Raw genomic sequence first — 21755 nt, forward strand, 5'->3', positions numbered from 1 at the left:
CGATCGGACCGAGGTACGCCGAGCGGGGTCAGGCGCGGCTGGAGATCTGTTGAACGGCCCACGAATTGCCGTCCGGGTCGCAGAAGTAGACGAAGCCGACGTTGTCCAGCGGGTGCCGGGTCGGGCTCGGGCTTTGTCCCAGCACCCGGATCTCGCTGACCGGCACGCCTCGACCGGCCAGCTCGGCGTGGGCCCGCTCGAGGTCGTTCACCACCAGTTGCAGCCCCTTGAGTGACCCGGGTGGCATGTCCGGAACGATGCCCGTGCCGATCACGATCGAGCAGCCGGAGCCCGGCGGGGTCAGCTGCACGACCCGGCCGAGGTCGCCGGCGGCGGTGTCGTGGTCGAGGTTGAACCCGAGCTGGTCGACGTAGAACGCCTTGGCCCGGTCCACGTCGGACACCGGGACCACCACGACTTCCAAGGTCCAGTTCACGCTGCGTCCCCTCACACTTCGGGTGGTGCCGGTCATGTCTTGCTAGCAGGCCCGGCCTGGCGAATCAACCACTGCAGGGCGGCGTGGTGGTGGGCGCAGCCTGGTCAGCTCGCGCGGAAGGCCCCGGCGAACCGCCGGGGCCTTCCCGAACGCGCGCCCTGCTCAGCAGGCGTACGCCTCCAGGCGCTGCGCTCGCTCCGGGGCGCGTAGCTTCAGCAGCGTCACCTTCTCGATCTGCCGGACCCGTTCCCGGGAGAGGCCGAACTCGCGGCCGACCTCGTCGAGCGTGCGCTGCCGGCCGTCGTCGAGACCGAACCGCAGCCGGATCACCGCCTGTTCCCGCTGCGAGAGGGTGGCCAGTACGATTCGTACCTCGTTGCGCAGCTCGCCGTTGGCTGCGGCGTCGCCGGGCTGCTCGCGCGGGTCCACGGCGGCGACGAAGTCGCCGAGCGCGCTCTCGCCGTCCTCGCCGACAGCCTGGTCCAGGCTGACCGGCTCGCGGTCGTACGAGATCAGCTCGATGACCTGGAACTCGGGGACGTCGAGCGCCCGAGCCACCTCGGCGACGGTGGGCTCGCGACCCAGCGTCACCGACAGCTCCCGGCGGGCCCGGACCATCCGGTTGACCTGCTCGACCATGTGCACGGGGATGCGGATGGTGCGGGCCTGGTCGGCCATGGCGCGGGTGATGGCCTGGCGGATCCACCAGGTGGCGTAGGTGGAGAACTTGTAGCCCTTGGTGTAGTCGAACTTCTCGACGGCGCGGATCAGGCCGAGGTTGCCTTCCTGGATGAGGTCGAGGAAGGCCATGCCGCGGCCGGTGTAGCGCTTGGCGATGCTCACCACCAGTCGCAGGTTCGCCTCGAGCAGATGGTCCTTGGCGGCCCGACCCTCCGCGGCGATCAGCTCCAGGTCGGCGCCCAGATCCGCGGAGACCGGGGTGCAGGTGGCCAGTTTCTCCTCGGCGAACAGGCCGGCCTCGATGCGCTTGGCGAGCTCGACCTCCTGCGCCGCGGTGAGCAGCTTCGTCCGGCCGATGCCGTTGAGGTACGCCCGGACGAGGTCCGTGGAGACGCCCCGCTCGTCGGTGGCGTCCAGGTCGGTGAGGACCTCGGCGCTCGGGTCGGTGTTCGTGCCCGCGGTCGGGCGCATCTGGTGCTCCGTCATCTGCAGGGCCATCTTCGTCTCTCCCCGTGTCCGTGTCGTGCGTTTCCGGCCCGGTGCTGCCGGTGACAAACAGCTTGGCGGGCGGGGCGTAAAACGGGAGTGAGGCGATCGGGGACCCGACAGCAATACGGTCGGATCGGTGGAGTCGGCGAGGTATCGAGGGCCGGAGTGTCGACCCGGCTCGGCTTTGCCCAGCCCGGTTACCGTGCCTTCGACCGGCCGGCGTGGCCGGCCCGCGAGGCTACGGAGGGGCGCAGTGGTCTTCAAACGGCTCATGCAGGCGATGGGTGTGGGTGGCCCGTCGGTGGAAACCGTGCTGACCGACCCGAATTGCCGCCCCGGCGGCCAGTTGGAGGGACGCATCCAGGTGACCGGTGGTGACCATCAGGTCGACATCGAGTACGTGGCCCTCGGGCTGGTCACCCGGGTCGAGGTGGAGAGCGGCGACAACGAGTACGACACCAGCCAGGAGTTCCACCGGCAGCGGGTCACCGGCGCGTTCCGGCTGGAGCGGGGGCAGCAGCACGAGATCCCGTTCCGCTTCGACGTGCCGTGGGAGACGCCGGTCACCGAGCTGTACGGGCAGCACCTGCACGGAATGACGATGGGGCTGCGTACGGAGCTGGAGGTGGCGCGCGCCGTCGACAAGGGTGACCTGGACGCCGTCGCCGTGCACCCACTGCCCGCTCAGGAGCGCCTGCTGGAGGCGTTGCTGCGGCTCGGTTTCCGCTTCGCGCGGGCGGATGTGGAACGTGGACACATCTACGGGGTGCGGCAGACGCTCCCCTTCTACCAGGAGATCGAGTTCCACCCGGCGCCGCAGTACGGCCGGGCGATCAACCAGTTGGAGGTCACCTTCATCGCTGACCCGCAGCAGACGCAGGTGGTGTTGGAGCTGGACAAGCGGGGTGGCCTGTTCACGGAGGGGCGGGACGCGTTCGGCCGGTTCACCGTCGACCACGCCACGATGGACCGTGTGGACTGGGCCGCCCAGCTCGACGGCTGGCTGCGCCAGTCCCTCCAGCGCCGCGGCCTCTTCTCCTGACCCCCACCCCCACCGTGATCATGAGGTGCTGCGGCACGCCGAACAGACGGGCGACCACTCGATGATCATCGGGGCGGAGCGGGGGTGGAGGTTAGAGGTCCAGGAGGATGGTGCGGGGGCCCACGTTGACGCTCTCGACCAGCATGTGGGCGCGGAAACGGCCGGTCTCCACCTTGGCGCCGCGCTCGCGCAACGCCTCGACCACGGCCGTCACCAGCGGCTCGGCGACCTCCGCTGGCGCCGCGGCCGTCCAACTCGGGCGACGGCCCTTGCGGGCGTCGCCGTAGAGGGTGAACTGGCTGACAACGAGGACCGGGGCACCGGTGTCGGCGGCGGACCGCTCGCCGTCGAGGATGCGCAGCTCGTGGACCTTGCGGGCCACCGTCCGGGCGGTCTCCGGGGTGTCGGTGTGCGTCACTGCGAGCAGCACCAGCAGCCCGTCGTCGATCGCGCCGACCACCTCGTCGCCGACCGTGACACTGGCCCGGCCGACCGTCTGCACCACCGCACGCATCAGCACGTCCTCCATCCGCTGTTCCGGTCGGCGTGCCGGGCCAGGCCCGCCAGAAGTTCGTTGCTCCGCCGGATCGCCCCGATGTGCCAGGGCGACGCCGCTGAGCTGATCAACCGGCCACCGGCTCGATGATGCCGCGCTCCACCAGGTGCGCCACGATCGGGCCCGCCGCCTCGGCGAGCTCGTCGGGCGCCACGTCGTGCGCCGCCGCCAGGAGGGCGAGCTGGTCGCGTAGCGGCAGACGGCCGTCGGCGCCGCCGACCAGCGCCAACACCAGCGGGTCGACCTCCTCGGTCCAGCGCAGGCCGCGCGGCATTGCCAGCACCTGCCGGTCCACGGCCCAGCCTTCGTCGCCCATGGTCGCCTCCTGCCGCAGTTGGAGCCCTTCGGCGGCCCGGTAGCGCTCGGCGAGCAGCGCTTCGGTGTCGCGTACCCGAAGGAAGTCCTGGCAGTCGAACCAGGTGGCGATGCGGTCACCCATCGGCGGCTCGACCCGCTGCCGGAGATCCTCCACCCGGATGACGGGGTCGGCGTGCCCGCCGCGGCGTAGCGAGATGACGCCGAAGCCGATCGCCTCGACCTTGTGCGCGTCGAACCAGTCCAGCCAGGCGGCCATCCGCTGCGGATCGGCCGCCTCGCCGACGTCGGTGAGCCAGAGGTTGACGTACGCCATCGGGTCGGCCACCTCGCGCTGGATGACCCAGGCGTCCAGGCCGGTGCCGGCGAACCAGCCGGCCACCCGCTCGTCCCACTGCTCGCCGGCGACGTGCACCCAGTTCGCCAGGTACTGCATCGTGCCGCCCTCGGTGAGCAGGCCGGGCGCGGCCGCGGCGAGTTCGCTGCCGATCGCGTCGCCGACCCGGCCGGAGTCCCGGTAGATGTGCGTGGTGGTGCCGGGCCCGACCACGAAGGGCGGGTTGCTCACCACCAGGTCGAACCGGCGGCCCGCCACCGGCGCCACCATGTCGCCGCGGAGGAGCTCCCAGTCCTGGCCGTTGAGCGCGGCCGTGGTGGCGGCGAAGCGCAACGCCCGGGCGGAGACGTCGGTGGCGGTGACCGAGCGCGCGTGGGTGGACAGGTGCAGGGCCTGCACGCCGGAGCCGGTACCCAGGTCCAGCGCGCTGTCGACCGGTCGCCGGATGGTCGCGCCGATCAACGTCTGGGTCGCCCCGCCGATGCCGAGCACGTGCTCGGAGTGCAACGGGCGACCCGGGCGGGCGCTGGCCGGCACGTCGGCGAGCACCCACCACTCGTCCCCGTACGGTTCCAGGTCGACGCCGGCCCGCAGGCCGTCGCCGTGTCGTTCGAGCAGCCCGCCGTCGACCGCCTCGGCGATGTCGAGCGGCGCGAGCGCGGCGGCCACCACGGCCTCCGGTTCGGTCTGGTCGCAGATGAAGACCCGGATCAGCGTGGCGAGCGGGTCGCGATCCTCGGTCGCCTTGAGGGCGGCGCGGAAGTCGTTGCGGGCCACCCCGCCGGTCGCCTGCGGACCGAGTCGGTCGGCGATGCCGTTCGAGGTGAACCGGGCGCGGGTCAGCGCGGTGCGCAGCGCCTCGACGCCGGCGGGAGAGAGCAGCATGTCTTGTTCGGCCACCTCGCCATCCTGCCTGCTGCCGCCGGAGCGGACGGGCCCACCCGGAACATCAGTGCCGCCAGCAGGTGCTATCGAACATCGCCCGTCCCAGTCGAGGCCGACTCCGCGGTCACCGTCGGGCCGCCATCGGCCGGCCGCGACCGCGCCGAGGCGGCGTCACCGCGCGCATCCGTGTGTGTCCGTCGGCACCCGATCGGCGTCTGGCAGCATGGCGACATGGCGTTGGCTCTTCCGATCGACTCCGCGGCGAACGACCTCCTCAACCGGGATCCGCTGGCGCGCATCCTCGGCATGGTCCTCGATCAACAGATTCCGATGGAGAAGGCTTTCTCCTCGCCGTACGTGCTGACGCAGCGGCTCGGGCACGACCTCGACGCGCGGGAGCTGGCCGGGTACGACCTGGAACAGCTGATCGCCGTCTTCGCCCAGCCGCCCGCGCTGCACCGCTTCCCGAAGGCGATGGCGGCCCGGGTGCAGGAGGTGTGCCGGATGCTCGTCGACCGGTACGACGGCGACGCCGCCGGGCTCTGGGCCGGGGTGACCGACGGGCGGGAGCTGTTCAACCGGATCGCCGAGCTGCCCGGATTCGGCAAGCAGAAGGCGCAGATCTTCCTCGCCCTGCTCGGCAAGCGTTTCGACGTGCGGCCGGAGGGCTGGCGGGAGGCGGCCGGCGGGTACGGCGACCCGGACGCCTACCGGTCGGTCGCCGACGTGACCGACGGCGAGTCGCTGCGCCGGGTACGCGAGTACAAGCAGCAGATGAAGGCGGCGGCCAAGACGAAGGCTGCCGACTGACCGCCGCCGGGCCTGCCCGGGGTCGGGGCGGCGGTTGCCGGCCGACCGTCGCGTGGACTCAGGCGGCGGTGGGGTGGGCGAGCGAGGCGAGCGCCCGCCGGACGTCGGCGAGCGAGACGGTGGTCGAGTCGTCGAGGTCGGCCAGGCCCGCCTCGATCCACTGCCGCATCAGCGTGGTGACTCCGATGCCGCGCGCCTCGGCTGCCGCCCGCACCCGTTCGTAGGTCTCCAGCGGCAGCCGTACCGACCGGCTCACCATCGGCACGTCGGTGTCGGGGGTTGGCAGCTCCGCCGGCTGGCTCTCGTCGATCAGTTCCGCGAGCCGGTCGTCGCCGCTGTGGAACTGCTTGGTCGCGTCGTCACGGTGCATGTCACCGCCTCCTCATCGGCGATCTCTCCGCACCGCCTCGTCGTAGCGCTTCGACTCGGCGTCGCTGAGCTCACGGGCGGAGAGGATGTCCCAGTCGTTGTCGGTGCCGTTGGCCTCCGCGAGCAGCACAGCCAACCGGCGGCCCCGCCGGGCGGCGGCGTAGACGACCATCACGTCGTCGCCCAGGTGGCGGATCACCCGCCGGACGCTGTGCAGCGCCTCCCAGACTTCCCCCGGCGTGACGTCGTAGACCTTCAGGTTGGCCAGCGCCTCTTCGGTGAAGCTGAACCTGCTGCCCACGGGCGGAGCGTACCACGCACGTAACACGCACGCCGCCGACAGTGCTTCCGGAGTGCCGCCAGGACCGAACTTCGCTGATCACGGCGGTCAAGTGACAGGATGAGGCGTAACCCCCTCGAGGAGGTCCGTGGTGAAGCGTCAGGCGTACCAACCGATCCTGATCACCGACGCCTCACGCAGCCAGGGCGACCAGCTCAACAGTCGGCAGCGGCGATACGTGCTGATGATGGGCATCAGGGTCGCCTGTCTGGTCGTGGGTGCGATCCTGGTCGGCGCGCAGGCTCCCCTGCTCTGGCTCTGGCTGCCGCTGTGCGGCCTCGGCATGGTGCTCATTCCGTGGCTCGCCGTGCTGCTGGCCAACGATCGGCCGCCGAAAGAGGAGCACCGGCTGGCCAACCGCTTCCGGCACGAGCAGCGTGACGCCTCGCCACCGATGAGCATCAGCGCCGAGGAACAGCCGCACAAGGTCATCGACGCCGAGCTCTGACCACGGCCGAGCCGCCAGGGCGGCGACGAGCGCCGCGGCGGACCGGGCCATCGCGCGGCGAGACGGCCTCGGCGGAGTCCGCCGGCCGGTACCGCCTCGCCGAGCGAGACCGGCCGGGGTCGGGGCCACGGCCCACCTCGACGGCCGGGATCAGGGCTTCGGGCGGGCGCCGAGGGTGGAGACGGCCACCGCGCCGAGATCGCCCGCCCGGGCCAGCGTCGCATCCGGATCCGCACCGGCCAGCCAGGCCGTCAACAGGCCCGCGGCGAACGCGTCCCCGGCCCCGGTGACGTCCACCACGGCAACCCGGCGGGCGGGCGCCGAGCTGAGCTTCCCCGTCCGGTCCGCCCAGACCGCGCCGGCCGCACCCCGCTTGACCACCACCCGCCGGGCGGTCGCCGACAGCGCCCTCGCCTGGGCCGCCGGTTCCAGCCCGCCGGCCAGCACCGTCGCCTCGTCCGCGTTGACCAGCAGCAGGTCGACGTCGCGTACCCAGGCCAGGAAGGCCATCGCGCCGACGCGCCGCAGCGGCGCCGCGGACGCCGCGTCGACACTGGTGGTGAGCCCCCGCGCGCGGGCGGCGGTCAACGCCCGCAGCCCGGCCTCGCGCGACCCGGCGTCCAGCAGGGTGTACCCGGACAGGTGCAGATGTCCCGCGTCGGGTACCGCGGCCAGTGCGCGCTCGACGTGCCCCGCGGTCAGCCGCAGGTTCGCCCCGCGCTGGCTGACCATCGTCCGCTCGCCGTCGTTGGCCAGCACGACGACCGTGCCGGTCACGGCACCCTCGATGCTCTCGATCGCGCAGTCGACACCGACGGACCGCAGTTCGGCCGTCCGGTCACGCCCCTCCGCGTCGTCACCCACCGCCGCGACCAGCGTCACGGGGGTGCCCTGCGCGGCGAGCCAGGCGGCGGTGTTGGCCGCCTGACCGCCACCGCTGAACCGGATCTCGGCCGCCGTGTCCGAGCCGGCGGCGAGCGGCCCGCTGAGCACGGCGAGCACGTCGGTGATCACGTCACCGACGACGACGATCCGGTCGATCGGGCTCATGCCCCGGTGTCGGCGCGGCGGGCGGCCGAGGCCACCGCGATCCGCGCGGCCAGGTCGGCGTTGCGCAGGATGATCCGGACGTTCACCGCCAGGCTGGCGCCCTCGGTGGCGGAGTGGAAGTGGGCCAGCAGGTAGGGCGTCACGGCCTTACCGGTCACCCCGTCGCGCTCCAGCAGCGCCAGGCCCTCGGCGAGGGTGCGGTCGTGCAGTGCCGGGTCGAGCTGCTCGTCGACGGGGAGCGGATTGGCCACGACGAGGCCACCGCGGTGCAGGTCCTGCTGGGTTCGGGCGGTGAGCACGTCGGCGACCTGCTCGGGCGAGTCCACCGACCAGTCGAGGTCGAAGCCGCCGTCGGTGAGGTAGAAGCCGGGGAACCGGCGGGTGCGGTAACCGATGACGCTCACGCCGAGCGTCTCCATCCGCTCCAGCGTCGCGCCCACGTCGAGGATCGACTTGACCCCGGCGCAGACCACCGCGATCGGGGTCCGAGCGAGGGTGATGAGGTCCGCCGACTCGTCGAAGGTCTGCGCCGCCTCCCGGTGCACCCCGCCGAGGCCGCCGGTGGCGAACACGCCGATCCCCGCCGCGGCGGCCACCGCGCTGGTCGCCGCGACGGTAGTCGCCCCGTCCGCGCCGACCGCCGCGGCCACGGCCAGGTCGCGTACGGAGAGCTTGGCCACACCGTCGACGGTGGCGAGCCGGGTCAGCTGGGCGTCGTCCAGGCCGACCACGAGTTCGCCGCCGACCATGCCGATGGTGGCCGGCACCGCTCCGGCGTCCCGTACGGTCGCTTCGATCTGGCGGGCGACCCGCAGGTTCTCCGGTCGGGGAAGACCGTGCGAGACGATGGTGCTCTCCAAGGCGACGACGGGACGCCCGTCACGCAGAGCGTCGGCCACCTCGGCGCCGTAACGGATGTGAAAGTTGGTCACAGTGATCACCGTACGGCCAGCCCCCGGTCGTAGTGAATTGGACCGGGCCGTCAGGAGCTGCCAAACTTGAGTGTTGGAGGTGCAGACGTGAGCACACAGGTTCTCGAACGGCCGGAGCTGAAGGACGCCGACACCGGCCCGGAGTTGTTCCACTACGTCCGTAAGGAGAAGATCGCCGAGAGTGCCGTCATGGGCACGTTCGTCGTGGCGCTCTGCGGGGAGACCTTCCCGGTCACCAAGGCCGCCAAGCCGGGCTCGCCGGTCTGCCCGAAATGCAAGGAGATCTACGACTCCTGGGGCGACTGATCCGGGGCAGCTGCTCCGGCCCCGCGCGTAGCCTTCGGCGGTGACCACCTCCACCGCTCTGCTCATCGCCGATCTCGTCGGCGTCGCGGTATTCGCCGCCTCCGGCGCCTCCGCCGCGGTGGCCAAACGGCTCGACCTGTTCGGCGTGGTATTCGTCGGTTTCGTGGCCGCCCTGGGCGGCGGGATCTTCCGTGGCCTGGTCATCGGGGAGATGCCGCCACTCGCCTTCGCCGACTGGCGGTACGCCGCCACGGCCGCGATCACCGCCGGCGCGGTCTTCTGGTTGCACCCCCAACTGGCCCGGCTGCGGACCACCGTGCTGTTGCTGGACGCGGCCGGACTCGCGCTCTTCACGGTCACCGGCACGCTCAAGGCGCTCGACGCGCACGTACCTCCGGTCGGGGCCTGCGTGGTCGGCATGCTCAGCGGGATCGGCGGCGGACTGGGCCGGGACCTGCTCACCGGGGAGATCCCGGTGGTGCTGCGCCGGGAGATCTACGCCGTGGCCGCCCTGGCCGGGGCGGTCGTCGTGGCGGTGCTGCACCGGGCGGGTCAGGCCCACTCGGCACCGCTCCTGGGCGCGGCGGTGCTGATCTTCGGACTGCGGATGGTGGCGTTGCGCCGGCGCTGGACCGTGCCGGTCGCGACACTGCGCCCGCCACGCACGCGCGACCCCGGGCCGGGCCGGCGCTGATGTGACCAGCGTGGCGTCGCCTGGGCGGGGGGACGCCCGCTGGTTATGCTGAGTCGGCCTTCGCGGCATCTTCTGCGCGGAGGCGTTTTCATGGGCGGTGCGGACCCGGTGGCCCTCACCCAGGTCCGCCATCGTGCGGTCGGAGAGGAGCCTTCGCGTGCCAGCCCCGTTGCCGGCGATCGAGACGTTCCCGGCACTACGCGCCTGGCAGCGCAAGGCGCTCGTGGAGTACCTGCGCCGCCGCTCCGAGGACTTCACCGCGGTCGCCACGCCCGGTGCCGGTAAGACCACGTTCGCCCTGCGGATCGCCGCCGAGCTGCTCGTGGACGGCACGGTGGAGGCGGTGACCGTGGTCGCCCCGACCGAGCACCTGAAGAAGCAGTGGGCGGAGGCCGCGGCCCGGGTCGGCATCCAGTTGGACGCCGCCTTCCGCAACGCCGACGTGCACTCCTCGGCCGACTTCCACGGCGCCGTGGTCACGTACGCACAGGTCGGCATGGCCCCGCAGGTGCACCGGCGCCGCACGATGACCCGGCGCACGCTCGTCATTCTCGACGAGATCCACCACGCCGGTGACTCCCGCTCGTGGGGTGACGGCGTCAAGGCGGCCTTCGAGCCTGCCGTACGCCGCCTGATGCTCACCGGTACGCCGTTCCGCTCCGACGACAATCCGATCCCGTTCGTCACGTACGAGCGTGGCGAGGAAGGGCTGCTGCGTTCCCGCGCCGACTCGGTCTACGGCTACGCGGACGCGCTTCGTGACAACGTGGTGCGGCCGGTGCTGTTCCTCGCGTACTCAGGGGAGACCCGTTGGCGGACCAACGCGGGGGAGGAGCTGGCGGCGCGGCTCGGCGAGCCGATGACGCAGGACCTCATCGCCCAGGCCTGGCGGACCGCCCTGGACCCGGCCGGCGACTGGATGCCGCAGGTGCTGCGCGCCGCCGACGCCCGGCTCAGCGTGCTGCGTAACGCCGGAATGCCCGACGCCGGTGGGCTGGTGATCGCCAGCGACCAGCAGACCGCCCGCTCGTACGCCAAGCTCATCGAGCAGCTGACCGGCGAGAAGGCGGCGGTGGTGCTTTCCGACGACGCCGGGGCGTCCGCCCGGATCGCGACGTTCGCGGCGTCCGAGCAGCGGTGGCTGGTCGCGGTACGGATGGTCTCGGAGGGCGTCGACATCCCGCGCCTCGCGGTCGGGGTCTACGCCACCAGCGCGAGCACCCCGCTGTACTTCGCCCAGGCGATCGGCCGTTTCGTCCGGGTCCGGCAACCGGGGGAGACGGCCTCGGTCTTCCTCCCCAGCGTGCCGCATCTGCTCGGGCTGGCCAGCGAGATGGAGGCCGCCCGCGACCACGTGCTGGGCAAGCCGAAGGACCGCGAAGGTTTCGACGACGACCTGCTCGAGCGGGCGCAGCGTGACGAGCAGGCCAGCGGCGAGCTGGAGAAGAGGTTCGCCGCGCTGTCCGCCACCGCCGAACTGGATCAGGTGATCTTCGACGGCGCGTCCTTCGGCACCGCGGCCCAGGCCGGCACCCCGGAGGAGGAGGAGTACCTCGGGCTGCCCGGTCTGCTCACCGCCGACCAGGTCGCCGTGCTGCTCTCGAAGCGACAGGCCGAGCAGTTGGCCGCCCAGCGACGCAAGGCGGCCGTGCGGACCGCTGAGCCGGCCGCTGCCGCGCCGGCGGCGCCGCCGGCACCGATGAGTGCGGCCCAGCGCCGGGTGGCGCTCCGCCGTCAGCTCAACGCCCTGGTGGCCGCCCGACATCACCGTACGGGCCAGCCGCACGGCAAGATCCACGCTGAGCTGCGCCGGCTCTGCGGCGGTCCGCCGAGCGCTCAGGCGACGATCGAGCAGCTCGAAGAGCGCATCGCCACCGTGCAGACCCTCTGACTGAACGTCCCGGGATTCCGCGCCGGCCCCCGACGCGTCGATCATGAGGTTTTGCCGGGTACCGGGGACCTTCACCTGCCAGCCTGATCGACCCGGCTGTCACGGGAGGGGCGGGTGGGACGAAAAGAGGCCGGCCGGAAACACCTCTCGGTGCTTCCGGCCGGCCTTATGTCGGCTTGCGGATTCAGTTCGCCATCAGGTCGGCACCGCGCCAGCTGAACTCCGGGTCCGCCGCGTACCGAACGGTGATCTTCACGAGATCCTCCGCGTACTTGTTCGCGTGGTGCCCGCAGAACACGAGCTCACTCCCACCGGCCAGCGTGACACGGAGCTTGCCGGCAGCATTGCAGCGGTCGCACCGTTCATCGGCGGCCGGGGGGCTCACCGTCTCGGGCGGCGGCGTGAGGGTCGGGGTCATCGCCTTCCTCCTCTGGTCGTCACCGATGAACAATCTCTTCGGTCGTTGCTCACCTATCCTGCAACATCCTTGTGGCCTCTGGTCTTCCCTGTGTGCCCGCGGGGGACCGAGGTCACACATGACAGGCACAGTGTGCCGTGCACCAAGGGTGCCACGTCAACGATCACAATCGTGCAACCGGCAGATCACCATCCGGCGTTGCACGCTAGGTGATCAAAACGACACGCCGGGTTGACGATGTGGGCTCAGTCCAGGTAATCCCGAAGAACCTGTGACCGTGACGGGTGGCGCAGCTTGGACATGGTCTTCGACTCGATCTGCCGGATCCGTTCCCGGGTCACCCCGTAGACCTGGCCGATCTCGTCGAGCGTGCGCGGCTGACCGTCCGTCAGGCCGAAGCGCAGGCGTACCACGCCCGCCTCACGCTCGGAGAGCGTCTGCAGCACCTGCTGGAGCTGGTCCTGCAGCAGCGAGAACGAGACCGCGTCGACCGCGACCACGGCCTCCGAATCCTCGATGAAGTCACCGAGCTGGCTGTCACCCTCGTCACCGATGGTCTGGTCCAGCGAGATGGGCTCCCGGGCGTACTGCTGGATCTCCAGCACCTTCTCCGGTGTGATGTCCATCTCCTTGGCCAGCTCCTCCGGGGTGGGCTCGCGGCCCAGGTCCTGGAGCAGCTCGCGCTGGATCCGGCCTAGCTTGTTGATCACCTCGACCATGTGCACCGGGATGCGGATGGTGCGGGCCTGGTCGGCCATGGCGCGGGTGATGGCCTGGCGGATCCACCAGGTGGCGTAGGTGGAGAACTTGTAGCCCTTGGTGTAGTCGAACTTCTCGACGGCGCGGATCAGGCCGAGGTTGCCTTCCTGGATGAGGTCGAGGAAGGCCATGCCGCGACCGGTGTAGCGCTTGGCCAGCGAGACGACCAGCCGCAGGTTGGCCTCGAGCAGGTGATTCTTGGCCCGCTCGCCGTCCCGGGAGATCCACATCAGGTCGCGCTGCATCTCGCGGGCGAGCTTCTCCTCGCCCTCCTCGGCAGCGCGCAGCCGCTCGGCGGCGTAGAGCCCGGCCTCGATCCGCTTGGCGAGCTCCACCTCCTGCTCGGCGTTCAGCAGCGGAACCTTGCCGATCTGCTTGAGATAGGCCCGGACCGAGTCGGCGGAGGCGGTCAGCTCGGCGTCACGCCGGGCCTGCTTGAGCGCCTCGGACTCCTCGTCGTCCCACTCGAAGTCGTTGTCGCTGGCGGAGTTCGCCGCGTCGGCCTCGGCGGCCTGGGTGAGCTCGGCCGGCTCGTCGACGACCACGTCCTCGATCTCGGCGGCCAGTTCCTCGGGATCGATGTCGCCGTCGGCCCCATCGCCCTTGGCCTTCCCGGAGGCTGCCTTCGCCTTGCCGGCGACGGCCACGGCCGACTTGGTGGCCCGGGTCGCCTTGGCGGCCTTGGCCGGCGCCGCCGCGTTGGCCACCTGGGCCGTGGTTTCGGCGCTCTTGCGGGCCGTCGCCTTTCGCGGGGCGGGCGCCGTGGACTCGTCGGCGGCGGGTGCCTGCTTCTGGGCCGGTGCGGCCTTCTTGGTGGTCTTGGCGGTGGTGGCGCGTGACGCGGGAGTGGCGGACCGGGCCGCGGCCACTCGGCGGCGGGTGCTGGCCGACCCGTCCACGACCACGGTCACTCCCGCCTCGGAGAGCGCCCGCAGGATCTTCTTGGCCTGGGCCGGCGTCACCTCGGCGGTCTCGACGGTGCGCGCGAGCTGGGCCGACGTCAGCTGACCGCCGGCGCTCTGGGCGTGGGCAATCAGAGTGTCGGTGAGCGAGCGAACGTCGGCGCCGGTCTGGCGGGGTTCTGTCACGAATGACCTTCCGGAGGCGAAGAGCGAGCACGGCCGGGTTGTCCGGCGCAGCGGGGGCCACCGCGCCGGGCGATGTGGTTTGAGAACCCCCGTGTCCCGGGCCGGCCGGTCACCGGCGGTCCGTGGCGCGTGGGCAGGGGTGAATTGTAACGCCGTCTGCGGCGATCATCCTGCGCCGCACGGCGCATCGGGTTGTCGAGACCGTCGAAACGGCGCAGATGTGGAGTTTGTAAGGATGGTACTCGCGCATGAGACGGGACACCCCGATCGTGCGGGAAGGGGACGTGACATGGAGCGTGGGGCGCCGTCATCGGGCGAACTGTTGGAGATCGCGGTCGAGTTGGCTCGGGACGCCGCCGCGACGGCGTACCGGATGCGGGCCGAGGGAGTCTCGGTCGCCGCCACCAAGAGCACGGTGACCGACGTGGTGACCGCCGCCGACCGGGCGGTCGAGATGCAGGTCCTCGACGCGCTGGGTCGGCTGCGGCCCGCGGACGCGGTGCTCGGTGAGGAGTACGGCCCGGGCGACACGGAGGTGGGCGCCGGCGGGGTGCGCTGGATCCTCGACCCGATCGACGGCACCGTCAACTACCTCTACGGGCTGCCGCACTGCGCCGTGTCGCTCGCCGCCGAGGTCGACGGCGAGGTGGTCGCCGGGGTGGTCCGCAATGTGATCACCGGCGAGGAGTGGACCGCCACCGCCGGTGGCGGCGCGTGGCGCGACGGCGAGCGGCTGCGCTGCTCGACCGAGACCGATCTGGGTCAGGCGCTCGTCGCCACCGGGTTCGGCTACGACCCGAAACGCCGGGCGCACCAGGCGCGCGTGGTCGCCGAGCTGATTCCGCACGTACGGGACATCCGCCGCCTCGGCGCGGCGGCGCTGGACCTGTGCCTGGCGGCCGAGGGGCGGGTGGACGTCTACTACGAGAAGGGGCTGGCCGCGTGGGACCAGGCGGCCGGGGCCCTGGTGGCCACCGAGGCGGGGATGCTGGTCGCGGGGCTGGGTGGCCGGCCGGCCGGGCCGGACCTGGTGATCGCCGCGCCTCCCACGCTCTTCACGCCGGTGCACGACCGGCTCGCCGATCTGGACGCCTCCGGCGGCCCGTGACGGGCCGCCGGAGACACTGGTCACTTCTCGACTGGCGCTGGGCAGGAGCCGGGCGGCGCGATCGGCGAGCCGAGGTCGCCGAGGGACTGGTTCACCTCGGTCGTGGTGGCCAGCTGCTGGAAGGCGTCACCCAGCACCACGTCCACGGTGTCGTCGGTGCGCTTCGGGTCGTAGTCGGTCTCGGCGTTGTCGAGGAAGTAGGCGCGGAGCAGATGCGCCGAGCCGACACCCTTCGGGCCGTACCGCAGCACCGCCACCTCGTCGACGCCCTTGGGGGCGTTGCCCACCTTCTTGACCTGGAACTTGCGGTTGCGGAAATCGTCCGCGACGCTGGCCGCCCGACCGGCCTCGTCGGTCCCGTTCAGCACATTGATCTTGACGTCCTTGTTCTCGCGCAGTGTGACGTCGGCGAGCGGCCAGCCGTCCGGACAGCTCTTGGCGGCACCCGCTTCGCCCTGGCTGTCGCGTACCACGGCGACAGCCACGAAGATCACGGCGAGGACCGCCAGCAGACCGACGACAACGAGTGCCCGCACTCGCGCAAAACTCATCTGGGCGCTCCCCGGACTTTCAAAAGGGTGGCGGCGACCGACGGCGGACGTGCCGCCCCGGCCGTCGGGTACGCCGCTGAGGTTAACGGTTGTCCGACCGTCGCGTGGAAACAGCCGGACATGGCGGCGCGCCGCCCATGAACCAGGTACTACTACCCCTATCTTCGTGTCGCCTGAGTCACATCGGGAACAACTTGCCGTGCGGGGGCGTACATCTCTGCCACGAGGGCGGTATACATGCCTCGCCCAAAGGGGGGGTAAGGTACCGCGCTCGCCGGGGGAGTTTCTCTGGCGGCCTCGACCGGCGGATCGTCGGGTCGGGTGACCGACACAATGGGTGGCCGGCCAGCGGAACCGGAAAAGAGTCGTCCGGCGTTACAACCGTACGACCACATCAACATGGGAGAGTGAAACCGATGGCCACCGACTACGACGCCCCGCGTCGCGACGAGGTCGACCTCGGCGAGGACAGCCTGGAAGAGCTCAAGGCCCGGCGCGTCGACTCACAGTCGGGTGCCGTGGACGTCGACGAGGCCGAGGTGGCCGAGAGCTTCGAGCTGCCCGGAGCCGACCTGGCCGACGAGGAGCTCACGGTCAAGGTGCTGCCGATGCAGCAGGACGAGTTCCGCTGTGCTCGCTGCTTCCTCGTCCACCACCGCAGCCAGTTGGCGGTCGAGCGCAACGGCGAGCTGATCTGCCGCGAGTGCGTCTGACCTTCGATACCTGATCCAGCGGCGGCCTTCCGAACGAGGCCGCCGCTGTCGGCGTCGCCATGCGCCAGGGATGGGGACCTGCTTGACTCGGAACGGGTAGCCGTACCAGCGATCCGGGAGGTCGAGTGCGATGAGTGAGCAGGGCGCCGCCCCGAAGCACGATCCGGCCGAGCTGGGCGCCACCGTGGCCGCGCTGACCGCAGACGACATCGAGCCGGCCCGGCGGCGGCAGCTGCTCAGCCGGCTGGTCGGTCAGGCCCGCGTCCGTGGCCTGGGCGACCTGTTCAAGCCCCGGGCCGCCGTTCGCTGGATGGTCGACACCGTCACCGAGATCGCTCCGCACGTGCCGGTCCGGGACCTGGCCACCTTGCGGCGGCACTTCGAGGGCCTGGACGACGAGGCGCTCGCCGACCGGCTGGTACGCAACGCCGCCCGGGCGACCGCCGGGGTGGGTGCCGCCGGCGGAGGGGTGGCCGCCGTGGAGTGGACGGTCACACCCACTCTGCTGTCCGCCCCGGTGCTGCTGGCGGCCGAGACGGTCGCCGTGGTGGCGATCGAACTCAAGCTCGTCGGCGAGCTGCACGAGGTGTACGGCATCGTGCTCCCCGAAGGCCGGGGCCAGCGTGCCGTCACCCTGGTGCAGGCCTGGGCCACGCAACGCGGGATCAGCCCGACGATGCCCGGTGCCGGAGTGGGGGCGGTGCTCGGCACCGCGGCCCGCCGGGAGTTGCGCGACACCCTGCTGCGACGCTTCGGGCGCAACCTCACCACGCTGGGGCCGTTCCTGACCGGTGCGGCCGTCGCCAGCTACCTCAACCGCCGGGCCACCAGAGGGCTCGGCGACCAGGTCCGCGACGACCTGCGGCGCAAGCGCCGTGAACTACCCGTCCCGCCACGCTCCCTGCCCGATGTCCGCTGAGCCGCCCCGGAGCACCGAACGGATCCGGGTGGGCGCGACGGGACGTCCCGTTCAGCGGGCCCTCGGCCGCCGTCGCCGATCCGGGGGCGCCGCTCGTCAGCGGGCGTCGCGGGCGGCCAGGATCGCCTCGGCCAGCTCGACCGGGCGTCGGGTGCTCACCACCCAGAACGGGGTGGGGTCGGCCGGGTCGTCCAGCACCACCTGGACGGCGCCACCGATCCACGGACGCTGCACCACGAAGGCCAGCGGGTCGGCACCCACGCCGAGCACCTCCCGGCGGCCGGCCGAATCGAGCGGGACCACGTCCGCGACGTACCGCACCGGGAGGCGGGCGTCGTCGACCAGGAGTTCGCCGGCACGGACCGAGACCCGGATCCGTCCCAGCCACCAGAGCCCCGCCGCGGTGGCGGGCAACAGCACCACGAACGGCAGCCAGGCACGCAGCCCGGGCGCGCCCATCCAGACCTCGGCGGCGAGCAGGCCGGCGGCGGCCAGCCCGGCCAGCCACAGCCACCAGGGCAGGGTCAGCCGCTCCGAGCGCTCGACGCGGGTCGGAACGGGCGGCGCTGAGGACGATGACGACGGCGACAGGCTCACAGTCCGAGGGTACGGCGGACGGCGGCCCCGCCACCCGGCAGGATGGCAGGGTCATCGCCGTACCGGACGGAAGAGGAGAACAGTGACCGACGTGGTACCCGTGCCCGTACGGCAGCTCGACCCCGAGCTGCCGCTGCCGGCGTACGCCCATCCCGGCGACGCCGGCGCCGACCTGGTGGCCGCCGCGGACGTGGAGTTGCCGCCCGGCGGCCGGGCCCTGGTCCCGACCGGGGTGGCGATCGCCCTGCCGGAGGGGTACGTGGGCCTGGTCCACCCCCGGTCCGGACTCGCGGCCAGGCTCGGTGTGACCGTCCTCAACGCGCCCGGTACGGTCGACGCCGGCTACCGGGGCGAGATCATGGTGAACCTGATCAACCATGATCGCCTCGCATCGGCGAAGATCTTCCGGGGCGACCGGATCGCTCAGCTCGTGGTGCAGCGGGTGGCGCGGGTCGAGTTCCAGCCGGTGGCCGAGCTGCCGTCGTCCCCGCGCGGGACGGGCGGGCACGGCTCCACCGGCGGGCACGCCGGCCTGGTGCCACCACCGGCGGACCCGTCCGGAGGCGAACGGCGCAGCGAAGAGGTGACAGGTTGAAGACGAACAGCGGAGGGTGGGCGCAGTGATCTTCTCCCGGAAGCGTGCCGAGCGGCACGCCGGTGACGAGCGGACCACCGAGGTCCTCGACGACCTCCAGGCGGAGGAGGCGACCCTGGCGGTGCCCACCCACGGCCCGTACGACATCTCCGAGGCCCCGGCCGACGTGCCGCGGCTGGATCTGGGCAGTCTGCACATCCCCGCGATTCCCGAGGTCGAGGTGCGGGTGCAGGCCGATCAGCAGGGCGTCGTCCAGCAGGTCGTGCTGGTGCACGGGCAGAACGCGTTGCAGCTCGGCGTCTTCGCCGCGCCCCGGTCCGAGGGGATCTGGGACGAGGTGCGGGAGGAGATCCGCCAGTCGCTGCTCAACGACGGCGCCGCGCCGCAGGAGGTCGAGGGCGAGTACGGCCCCGAGCTGCGGGCCCAGGTGCGTACCCCCGACGGCCCGACCGAACTGCGGTTCGTGGGTGTCGACGGCCCGCGGTGGATGGTGCGCGGCGTCTTCCAGGGCGCGGCGGCGGTGGACCCGGCGGCCGCCGGCCCGCTGGCCGTGTGCCTGCACGGGCTCGTGGTCGACCGCGGCCAGGAGGCCAAGCCGGTCCGTGAGCCGCTGCCGCTGCGGCTGCCGCGGGAGATCGGCGACGAGTCGGAGCAGTCCGGCCCGGACGGCGGGCGTCCGGCCGAGCAGCCACGGCAGGTCTGACCGGCGGTCGCCGGCCCGCCGGGATCGGGCGGACCGGCGTACGCTGGCGGGACGTCCCGGCGACGCCGGAACGGCTAGTGTCGGCGCGGCCGGCCGGATGGAGAGGGTGACGCGGGGGTCATGACCACCGACGAGAGCCGAGGGTCGCTGCGGCGGATCCTGCACCGGCTCACCGCCAGCGAAGCCGAGATCGAGGCGCAGGAGCTGCAGCGGGAGAGTGCGGAGTGCGGCGGTGTGCCGGCCCTGGAGTGCTCGCGGGGCCAGGTGGTCTCGGTGAGCGGCCGGCTCCGCACCGTGGTCTACACGCCGCGCACCAACCTGCCCACGCTGGAGGCGGACCTCTACGACGGCAGCGACGTGGTGACGCTGGTCTGGCTGGGGCGCCGGCACATCGCCGGCATCGAGCCGGGCCGGCACCTGACCGCCCGCGGCCGGGTCGCCATGCGGGACGAACGCAAGGTGATCTACAACCCGTACTACGAGCTGGACCTGCCGAAGTGACCGCGCGGACGAACGGGAGCCGATGACCACGGGACAGGACCGGGCCGCTGCGCCGGATGCCGGATCGCCGGACGAGGAACGGCTGCCCAGCATCGCCGAGCAGATGGCCGACCAACTCGGCGGCTGGCGGGGACTGGTGGAATCCAGCATCCCCGTGGTGGTCTTCGTGATCGCCAACGTCATCGGCGAGCTGCGCCCCGCGGTGATCGCCTCGGTCGCGGTGGCGCTGTTGATCGCCGGCCTGCGGCTGGCCCAGCGCCGGCCGATCAGGCACGCCGTCAACGGGCTCTTCGGCATCGCCATCGGCGCGGCCATCGCCTGGCGTACCGGTAACGAGCGGGACTTCTACCTCCCCGGCATCCTCTACGGCGTCGGTTACGGGCTCGTCCTGTTGCTCTCCGCCGCCATCCGCCAGCCGCTGGTGGGGTGGATCTGGTCGGTGCTCGTCGCCAAGGGGCGCTCCGAATGGCGCGACGACCCGCGACTGGTACGTACCTTCACCGGGCTGACCGTGCTCTGGGGCGTGGTCTGGCTGGCGAAGGTCGGTGTGCAGGCCGGGCTCTACCTCGCCCACCAGGACACCGCGCTCGGTGTGGCCCGGCTGCTGCTGGGCTACCCGCCGTACGCGCTGCTGCTGCTCATCACCGTCTGGACCGTCCGGCGGGTGACCCGGGAGGCGACTCCCGAGCCGCTGCCCGGCAACTGACCGCCCGTCGCCCGCGCCACCGGAGTCGAGGCGGCGCGGGCGATCCGGGTCAGCTTCCGCCGCGGGTACGCTCCACGCTGCCCGGGCCGAGGATCACCGCGCGGACGTCGTTCTCCACCTCAGCCGTGCACACGAAGATCAGCTCGTCGCCGGCCTCGATCGGGTCGTCCGGGCTGGGCACCAGCACCCGCTTGCCGCGAACGATCGCCACCAGTGCGGCGTCGCGGGGCAGCGGCACCGCGTGGATCGGCCGGCCGACGTAGGGCGCGGCGGGCGGCAGGGTGATCTCCACGAGGTTCGCCTCGCCCTGCCGGAAGGTCATCAGCCGGACCAGGTCGCCGACGGTGACGGCCTCCTCGACCAGCGCGGCCATCACCCGCGGCTTGCTCACCGCCACGTCGACGCCCCACTGGTCGGTGAAGAGCCACTCGTTCTCGGCCCGGTTGACCCGGGCCACCACCCGGGGCACCGCGAACTCGGTCTTGGCCAGCAGTGACACCACCAGGTTGACCTTGTCGTCGCCGGTGGCGGCGACCACCACGTCGCAGCCGGCGATGTCCGCCTCCTCCAGGCTGGTCAGCTCGCACGCGTCGGCGAGCACCCATTCGGCGGCGGGTACCCGGTCCGGCCGCAGCATCTTCGGCTGGCGCTCGATGAGCATCACCTGGTGGCCGTTCTCGATCAACTCCTGGGCGATCGACCGCCCCACGTTGCCCGCGCCGGCGATGGCGACCCGCATGGCTCAGTGCCCCCCTTCCGGCGGCCTCGACGCCACCGACGTGACAGTCGCCACGATGTCGTCGGTGACCAGCATGAAGACCTGGTCACCCTCCTGCACAACGGCTGACGTGGTGGGGAGCGTGCCGATGCCGAAGCGGATGAGGTACGCCACCCGCGCCCCGGTCTCCTCCTCCAGCGCGTGCACCGGCCGCCCGACCCAATCCTTGTGGATCGGCACCTCGACGATCGAGACCGTACTGGTGGGGTCGCGGAAGATCTCCACGTTCCCCTCCGGCACGAGGTGCCGCAACATCCGGTCGGCGGTCCACCGGACGGTGGCGACCGTGGGGATGCCGAGCCGCTCGTAGACCTGTGCCCGCCGCTGGTCGTAGATCCGCGCCGCGACCCGGCACACGCCGAAGGTCTCCCGCGCCAGACGAGCGGAGATGATGTTGGAGTTGTCGCCGCTGGAGACCGCGGCGAAGGCGTCGGCCCGCTCGATGCCGGCCTGCCGCAGCACGTCTCCGTCGAAGCCGGCGCCGGTCACCGTTACTCCGGCGAAGTCCGGGCCGAGCCGGCGGAAGGCGTCCGCGTCGTGGTCGATCACCGCGACCGAGTGCCCTCGGGATTCCAGGCTGTGGGCGAGGGTCGAACCGACCCGCCCGCAACCCATGATCACGACATGCACGCTTCCCTCCCAAGCTGCGCGCCCGTCCGCACGGCGCCCGTCGAGTGCGAGCCTGCCATGTCCCGGCCGGGAACGGGGACCGACGGTACCGCGCCCGCACGCACCATC

27 protein-coding genes are annotated in these 21755 nt (G+C 71.9%); 13 read left to right on the forward strand and 14 right to left on the reverse strand.

Annotation, left to right across the window (positions count from 1 at the left end; genetic code table 11):
- Positions 1 to 28: 28 nt before the first annotated feature.
- Together ABZS42_RS20345 and sigB are read right to left on the reverse strand one after the other, a co-directional pair.
- Positions 29 to 436, reverse strand: a complete 408-nt coding sequence (locus ABZS42_RS20345) for a VOC family protein (RefSeq protein WP_355147466.1) — start codon at positions 434 to 436, stop codon at positions 29 to 31.
- 162 nt (positions 437 to 598) lie between these two features.
- Entirely contained in the window at positions 599 to 1603 is a 1005-nt protein-coding gene (sigB, locus tag ABZS42_RS20350; RefSeq protein ID WP_355147506.1) for an RNA polymerase sigma factor SigB, read from the reverse strand.
- A 256-nt stretch (positions 1604 to 1859) separates the two neighbouring features.
- On the opposite strand from sigB, the gene ABZS42_RS20355 reads away from it, so the two are divergent.
- Positions 1860 to 2648 carry a sporulation protein gene (locus ABZS42_RS20355; RefSeq protein WP_355147468.1) on the forward strand — a complete coding sequence of 263 codons (789 nt, stop codon included), beginning with the start codon at positions 1860 to 1862 and terminating at the stop codon, positions 2646 to 2648.
- Positions 2649 to 2739: 91 nt separating this feature from the next.
- Here ABZS42_RS20355 and dtd read toward each other — a convergent pair whose 3' ends face one another.
- Positions 2740 to 3162 carry a D-aminoacyl-tRNA deacylase gene (dtd, locus tag ABZS42_RS20360; RefSeq protein ID WP_355147508.1) on the reverse strand — a complete coding sequence of 141 codons (423 nt, stop codon included), beginning with the start codon at positions 3160 to 3162 and terminating at the stop codon, positions 2740 to 2742.
- A gap of 109 nt (positions 3163 to 3271) precedes the next feature.
- Positions 3272 to 4756 (reverse strand): methyltransferase, encoded by a 1485-nt coding sequence (locus tag ABZS42_RS20365; protein ID WP_355147470.1) that lies wholly within the window; start codon positions 4754 to 4756, stop codon positions 3272 to 3274.
- 216 nt (positions 4757 to 4972) lie between these two features.
- On the opposite strand from ABZS42_RS20365, the gene ABZS42_RS20370 reads away from it, so the two are divergent.
- A complete protein-coding gene (locus ABZS42_RS20370) occupies positions 4973 to 5551 on the forward strand; it encodes an HhH-GPD-type base excision DNA repair protein (RefSeq protein ID WP_355147472.1) in 579 nt (192 codons plus the stop codon).
- Between the two features lie 58 nt (positions 5552 to 5609).
- Here ABZS42_RS20370 and ABZS42_RS20375 read toward each other — a convergent pair whose 3' ends face one another.
- Together ABZS42_RS20375 and ABZS42_RS20380 are read right to left on the reverse strand one after the other, a co-directional pair.
- Positions 5610 to 5921 carry a hypothetical protein gene (locus ABZS42_RS20375; protein ID WP_076471355.1) on the reverse strand — a complete coding sequence of 104 codons (312 nt, stop codon included), beginning with the start codon at positions 5919 to 5921 and terminating at the stop codon, positions 5610 to 5612.
- 12 nt (positions 5922 to 5933) lie between these two features.
- Positions 5934 to 6221, reverse strand: a complete 288-nt coding sequence (locus ABZS42_RS20380; RefSeq protein ID WP_355147474.1) for a hypothetical protein — start codon at positions 6219 to 6221, stop codon at positions 5934 to 5936.
- A gap of 130 nt (positions 6222 to 6351) precedes the next feature.
- On the opposite strand from ABZS42_RS20380, the gene ABZS42_RS20385 reads away from it, so the two are divergent.
- Positions 6352 to 6708, forward strand: a complete 357-nt coding sequence (locus ABZS42_RS20385; RefSeq protein ID WP_355147510.1) for a DUF3099 domain-containing protein — start codon at positions 6352 to 6354, stop codon at positions 6706 to 6708.
- A 150-nt stretch (positions 6709 to 6858) separates the two neighbouring features.
- Here the strand turns inward: ABZS42_RS20385 and ABZS42_RS20390 are convergent, their stop codons facing one another.
- Together ABZS42_RS20390 and ABZS42_RS20395 are read right to left on the reverse strand one after the other, a co-directional pair.
- Positions 6859 to 7758 (reverse strand): PfkB family carbohydrate kinase, encoded by a 900-nt coding sequence (locus tag ABZS42_RS20390; protein WP_355147476.1) that lies wholly within the window; start codon positions 7756 to 7758, stop codon positions 6859 to 6861.
- Complete coding sequence (locus tag ABZS42_RS20395; RefSeq protein WP_355147478.1) at positions 7755 to 8690, reverse strand: pseudouridine-5'-phosphate glycosidase; 936 nt, start codon at positions 8688 to 8690, stop codon at positions 7755 to 7757. Before ABZS42_RS20395 ends, ABZS42_RS20390 begins: the two co-directional genes overlap by 4 nt.
- Positions 8691 to 8777: 87 nt before the next feature.
- On the opposite strand from ABZS42_RS20395, the gene ABZS42_RS20400 reads away from it, so the two are divergent.
- The 3 genes from ABZS42_RS20400 (at position 8778) to ABZS42_RS20410 (ending at position 11581) form a co-directional block, all read left to right on the forward strand.
- On the forward strand, positions 8778 to 8996 hold the full coding sequence (locus ABZS42_RS20400; protein ID WP_355147480.1) for a DUF3039 domain-containing protein: 219 nt from the start codon (positions 8778 to 8780) through the stop codon (positions 8994 to 8996).
- Between the two features lie 40 nt (positions 8997 to 9036).
- Positions 9037 to 9690 carry a TRIC cation channel family protein gene (locus ABZS42_RS20405; protein ID WP_355147482.1) on the forward strand — a complete coding sequence of 218 codons (654 nt, stop codon included), beginning with the start codon at positions 9037 to 9039 and terminating at the stop codon, positions 9688 to 9690.
- Between the two features lie 157 nt (positions 9691 to 9847).
- The gene (locus ABZS42_RS20410; protein ID WP_355147484.1) at positions 9848 to 11581 is read left to right on the forward strand and encodes a DEAD/DEAH box helicase; all 1734 of its coding nucleotides are present in this window, start codon (positions 9848 to 9850) and stop codon (positions 11579 to 11581) included.
- 184 nt (positions 11582 to 11765) lie between these two features.
- Here the strand turns inward: ABZS42_RS20410 and ABZS42_RS20415 are convergent, their stop codons facing one another.
- A complete protein-coding gene (locus ABZS42_RS20415; RefSeq protein ID WP_076471365.1) occupies positions 11766 to 11999 on the reverse strand; it encodes a hypothetical protein in 234 nt (77 codons plus the stop codon).
- Between the two features lie 245 nt (positions 12000 to 12244).
- Positions 12245 to 13846 (reverse strand): RNA polymerase sigma factor, encoded by a 1602-nt coding sequence (locus ABZS42_RS20420; RefSeq protein ID WP_355147486.1) that lies wholly within the window; start codon positions 13844 to 13846, stop codon positions 12245 to 12247.
- Between the two features lie 289 nt (positions 13847 to 14135).
- On the opposite strand from ABZS42_RS20420, the gene ABZS42_RS20425 reads away from it, so the two are divergent.
- A complete protein-coding gene (locus ABZS42_RS20425; protein ID WP_355147488.1) occupies positions 14136 to 14954 on the forward strand; it encodes an inositol monophosphatase family protein in 819 nt (272 codons plus the stop codon).
- Between the two features lie 20 nt (positions 14955 to 14974).
- Here ABZS42_RS20425 and ABZS42_RS20430 read toward each other — a convergent pair whose 3' ends face one another.
- Complete coding sequence (locus ABZS42_RS20430) at positions 14975 to 15490, reverse strand: LytR C-terminal domain-containing protein (protein WP_355147512.1); 516 nt, start codon at positions 15488 to 15490, stop codon at positions 14975 to 14977.
- A 431-nt stretch (positions 15491 to 15921) separates the two neighbouring features.
- Between ABZS42_RS20430 and ABZS42_RS20435 the strand changes: the two genes are divergently transcribed.
- On the forward strand, positions 15922 to 16218 hold the full coding sequence (locus ABZS42_RS20435; protein WP_007075406.1) for a DUF4193 domain-containing protein: 297 nt from the start codon (positions 15922 to 15924) through the stop codon (positions 16216 to 16218).
- Positions 16219 to 16348: 130 nt separating this feature from the next.
- On the forward strand, positions 16349 to 17137 hold the full coding sequence (locus tag ABZS42_RS20440) for a hypothetical protein (protein ID WP_355147490.1): 789 nt from the start codon (positions 16349 to 16351) through the stop codon (positions 17135 to 17137).
- A 96-nt stretch (positions 17138 to 17233) separates the two neighbouring features.
- On the opposite strand, the gene ABZS42_RS20445 is transcribed toward ABZS42_RS20440, so the two are convergent.
- Complete coding sequence (locus ABZS42_RS20445; protein ID WP_355147514.1) at positions 17234 to 17728, reverse strand: DUF3093 domain-containing protein; 495 nt, start codon at positions 17726 to 17728, stop codon at positions 17234 to 17236.
- An 88-nt stretch (positions 17729 to 17816) separates the two neighbouring features.
- Here ABZS42_RS20445 and dut point away from each other — a divergent pair, with 88 nt between their 5' ends.
- From dut to ABZS42_RS20465, 4 genes are all read left to right on the forward strand, one after another.
- Entirely contained in the window at positions 17817 to 18329 is a 513-nt protein-coding gene (gene dut, locus ABZS42_RS20450; protein WP_355147492.1) for a dUTP diphosphatase, read from the forward strand.
- A 25-nt stretch (positions 18330 to 18354) separates the two neighbouring features.
- Positions 18355 to 19032 (forward strand): DUF3710 domain-containing protein, encoded by a 678-nt coding sequence (locus ABZS42_RS20455; RefSeq protein ID WP_355147494.1) that lies wholly within the window; start codon positions 18355 to 18357, stop codon positions 19030 to 19032.
- Between the two features lie 120 nt (positions 19033 to 19152).
- Entirely contained in the window at positions 19153 to 19533 is a 381-nt protein-coding gene (locus tag ABZS42_RS20460) for an OB-fold nucleic acid binding domain-containing protein (RefSeq protein ID WP_355147496.1), read from the forward strand.
- 22 nt (positions 19534 to 19555) lie between these two features.
- The gene (locus tag ABZS42_RS20465) at positions 19556 to 20239 is read left to right on the forward strand and encodes a DUF3159 domain-containing protein (RefSeq protein WP_355147498.1); all 684 of its coding nucleotides are present in this window, start codon (positions 19556 to 19558) and stop codon (positions 20237 to 20239) included.
- A gap of 49 nt (positions 20240 to 20288) precedes the next feature.
- On the opposite strand, the gene ABZS42_RS20470 is transcribed toward ABZS42_RS20465, so the two are convergent.
- Both ABZS42_RS20470 and ABZS42_RS20475 read right to left on the reverse strand, forming a co-directional pair.
- Entirely contained in the window at positions 20289 to 20978 is a 690-nt protein-coding gene (locus ABZS42_RS20470) for a TrkA family potassium uptake protein (protein ID WP_355147500.1), read from the reverse strand.
- 3 nt (positions 20979 to 20981) lie between these two features.
- Positions 20982 to 21647 carry a TrkA family potassium uptake protein gene (locus ABZS42_RS20475; RefSeq protein ID WP_076471375.1) on the reverse strand — a complete coding sequence of 222 codons (666 nt, stop codon included), beginning with the start codon at positions 21645 to 21647 and terminating at the stop codon, positions 20982 to 20984.
- Positions 21648 to 21755: the final 108 nt, after the last annotated feature.

The organism is Micromonospora sp. NPDC005367 (assembly GCF_040606825.1).
Classification (GTDB): domain Bacteria; phylum Actinomycetota; class Actinomycetes; order Mycobacteriales; family Micromonosporaceae; genus Micromonospora.

Bases quoted from the DNA above. Each gene is read 5' to 3' on its own strand.
- ABZS42_RS20415 (WP_076471365.1), bottom strand. From the start codon at position 11,999: ATGACCCCGACCCTCACGCCGCCGCCCGAGACGGTGAGCCCCCCGGCC.
- ABZS42_RS20465 (WP_355147498.1), top strand. From the start codon at position 19,556: ATGACCACGGGACAGGACCGGGCCGCTGCGCCGGATGCCGGATCGCCG.
- ABZS42_RS20460 (WP_355147496.1), top strand. From the start codon at position 19,153: ATGACCACCGACGAGAGCCGAGGGTCGCTGCGGCGGATCCTGCACCGG.
- ABZS42_RS20375 (WP_076471355.1), bottom strand. From the start codon at position 5,921: ATGCACCGTGACGACGCGACCAAGCAGTTCCACAGCGGCGACGACCGG.
- ABZS42_RS20435 (WP_007075406.1), top strand. From the start codon at position 15,922: ATGGCCACCGACTACGACGCCCCGCGTCGCGACGAGGTCGACCTCGGC.
- ABZS42_RS20470 (WP_355147500.1), bottom strand. From the start codon at position 20,978: ATGCGGGTCGCCATCGCCGGCGCGGGCAACGTGGGGCGGTCGATCGCC.
- ABZS42_RS20425 (WP_355147488.1), top strand. From the start codon at position 14,136: ATGGAGCGTGGGGCGCCGTCATCGGGCGAACTGTTGGAGATCGCGGTC.
- sigB (WP_355147506.1), bottom strand. From the start codon at position 1,603: ATGACGGAGCACCAGATGCGCCCGACCGCGGGCACGAACACCGACCCG.
- ABZS42_RS20390 (WP_355147476.1), bottom strand. From the start codon at position 7,758: ATGAGCCCGATCGACCGGATCGTCGTCGTCGGTGACGTGATCACCGAC.
- ABZS42_RS20370 (WP_355147472.1), top strand. From the start codon at position 4,973: ATGGCGTTGGCTCTTCCGATCGACTCCGCGGCGAACGACCTCCTCAAC.
- dtd (WP_355147508.1), bottom strand. From the start codon at position 3,162: ATGCGTGCGGTGGTGCAGACGGTCGGCCGGGCCAGTGTCACGGTCGGC.
- ABZS42_RS20440 (WP_355147490.1), top strand. From the start codon at position 16,349: ATGAGTGAGCAGGGCGCCGCCCCGAAGCACGATCCGGCCGAGCTGGGC.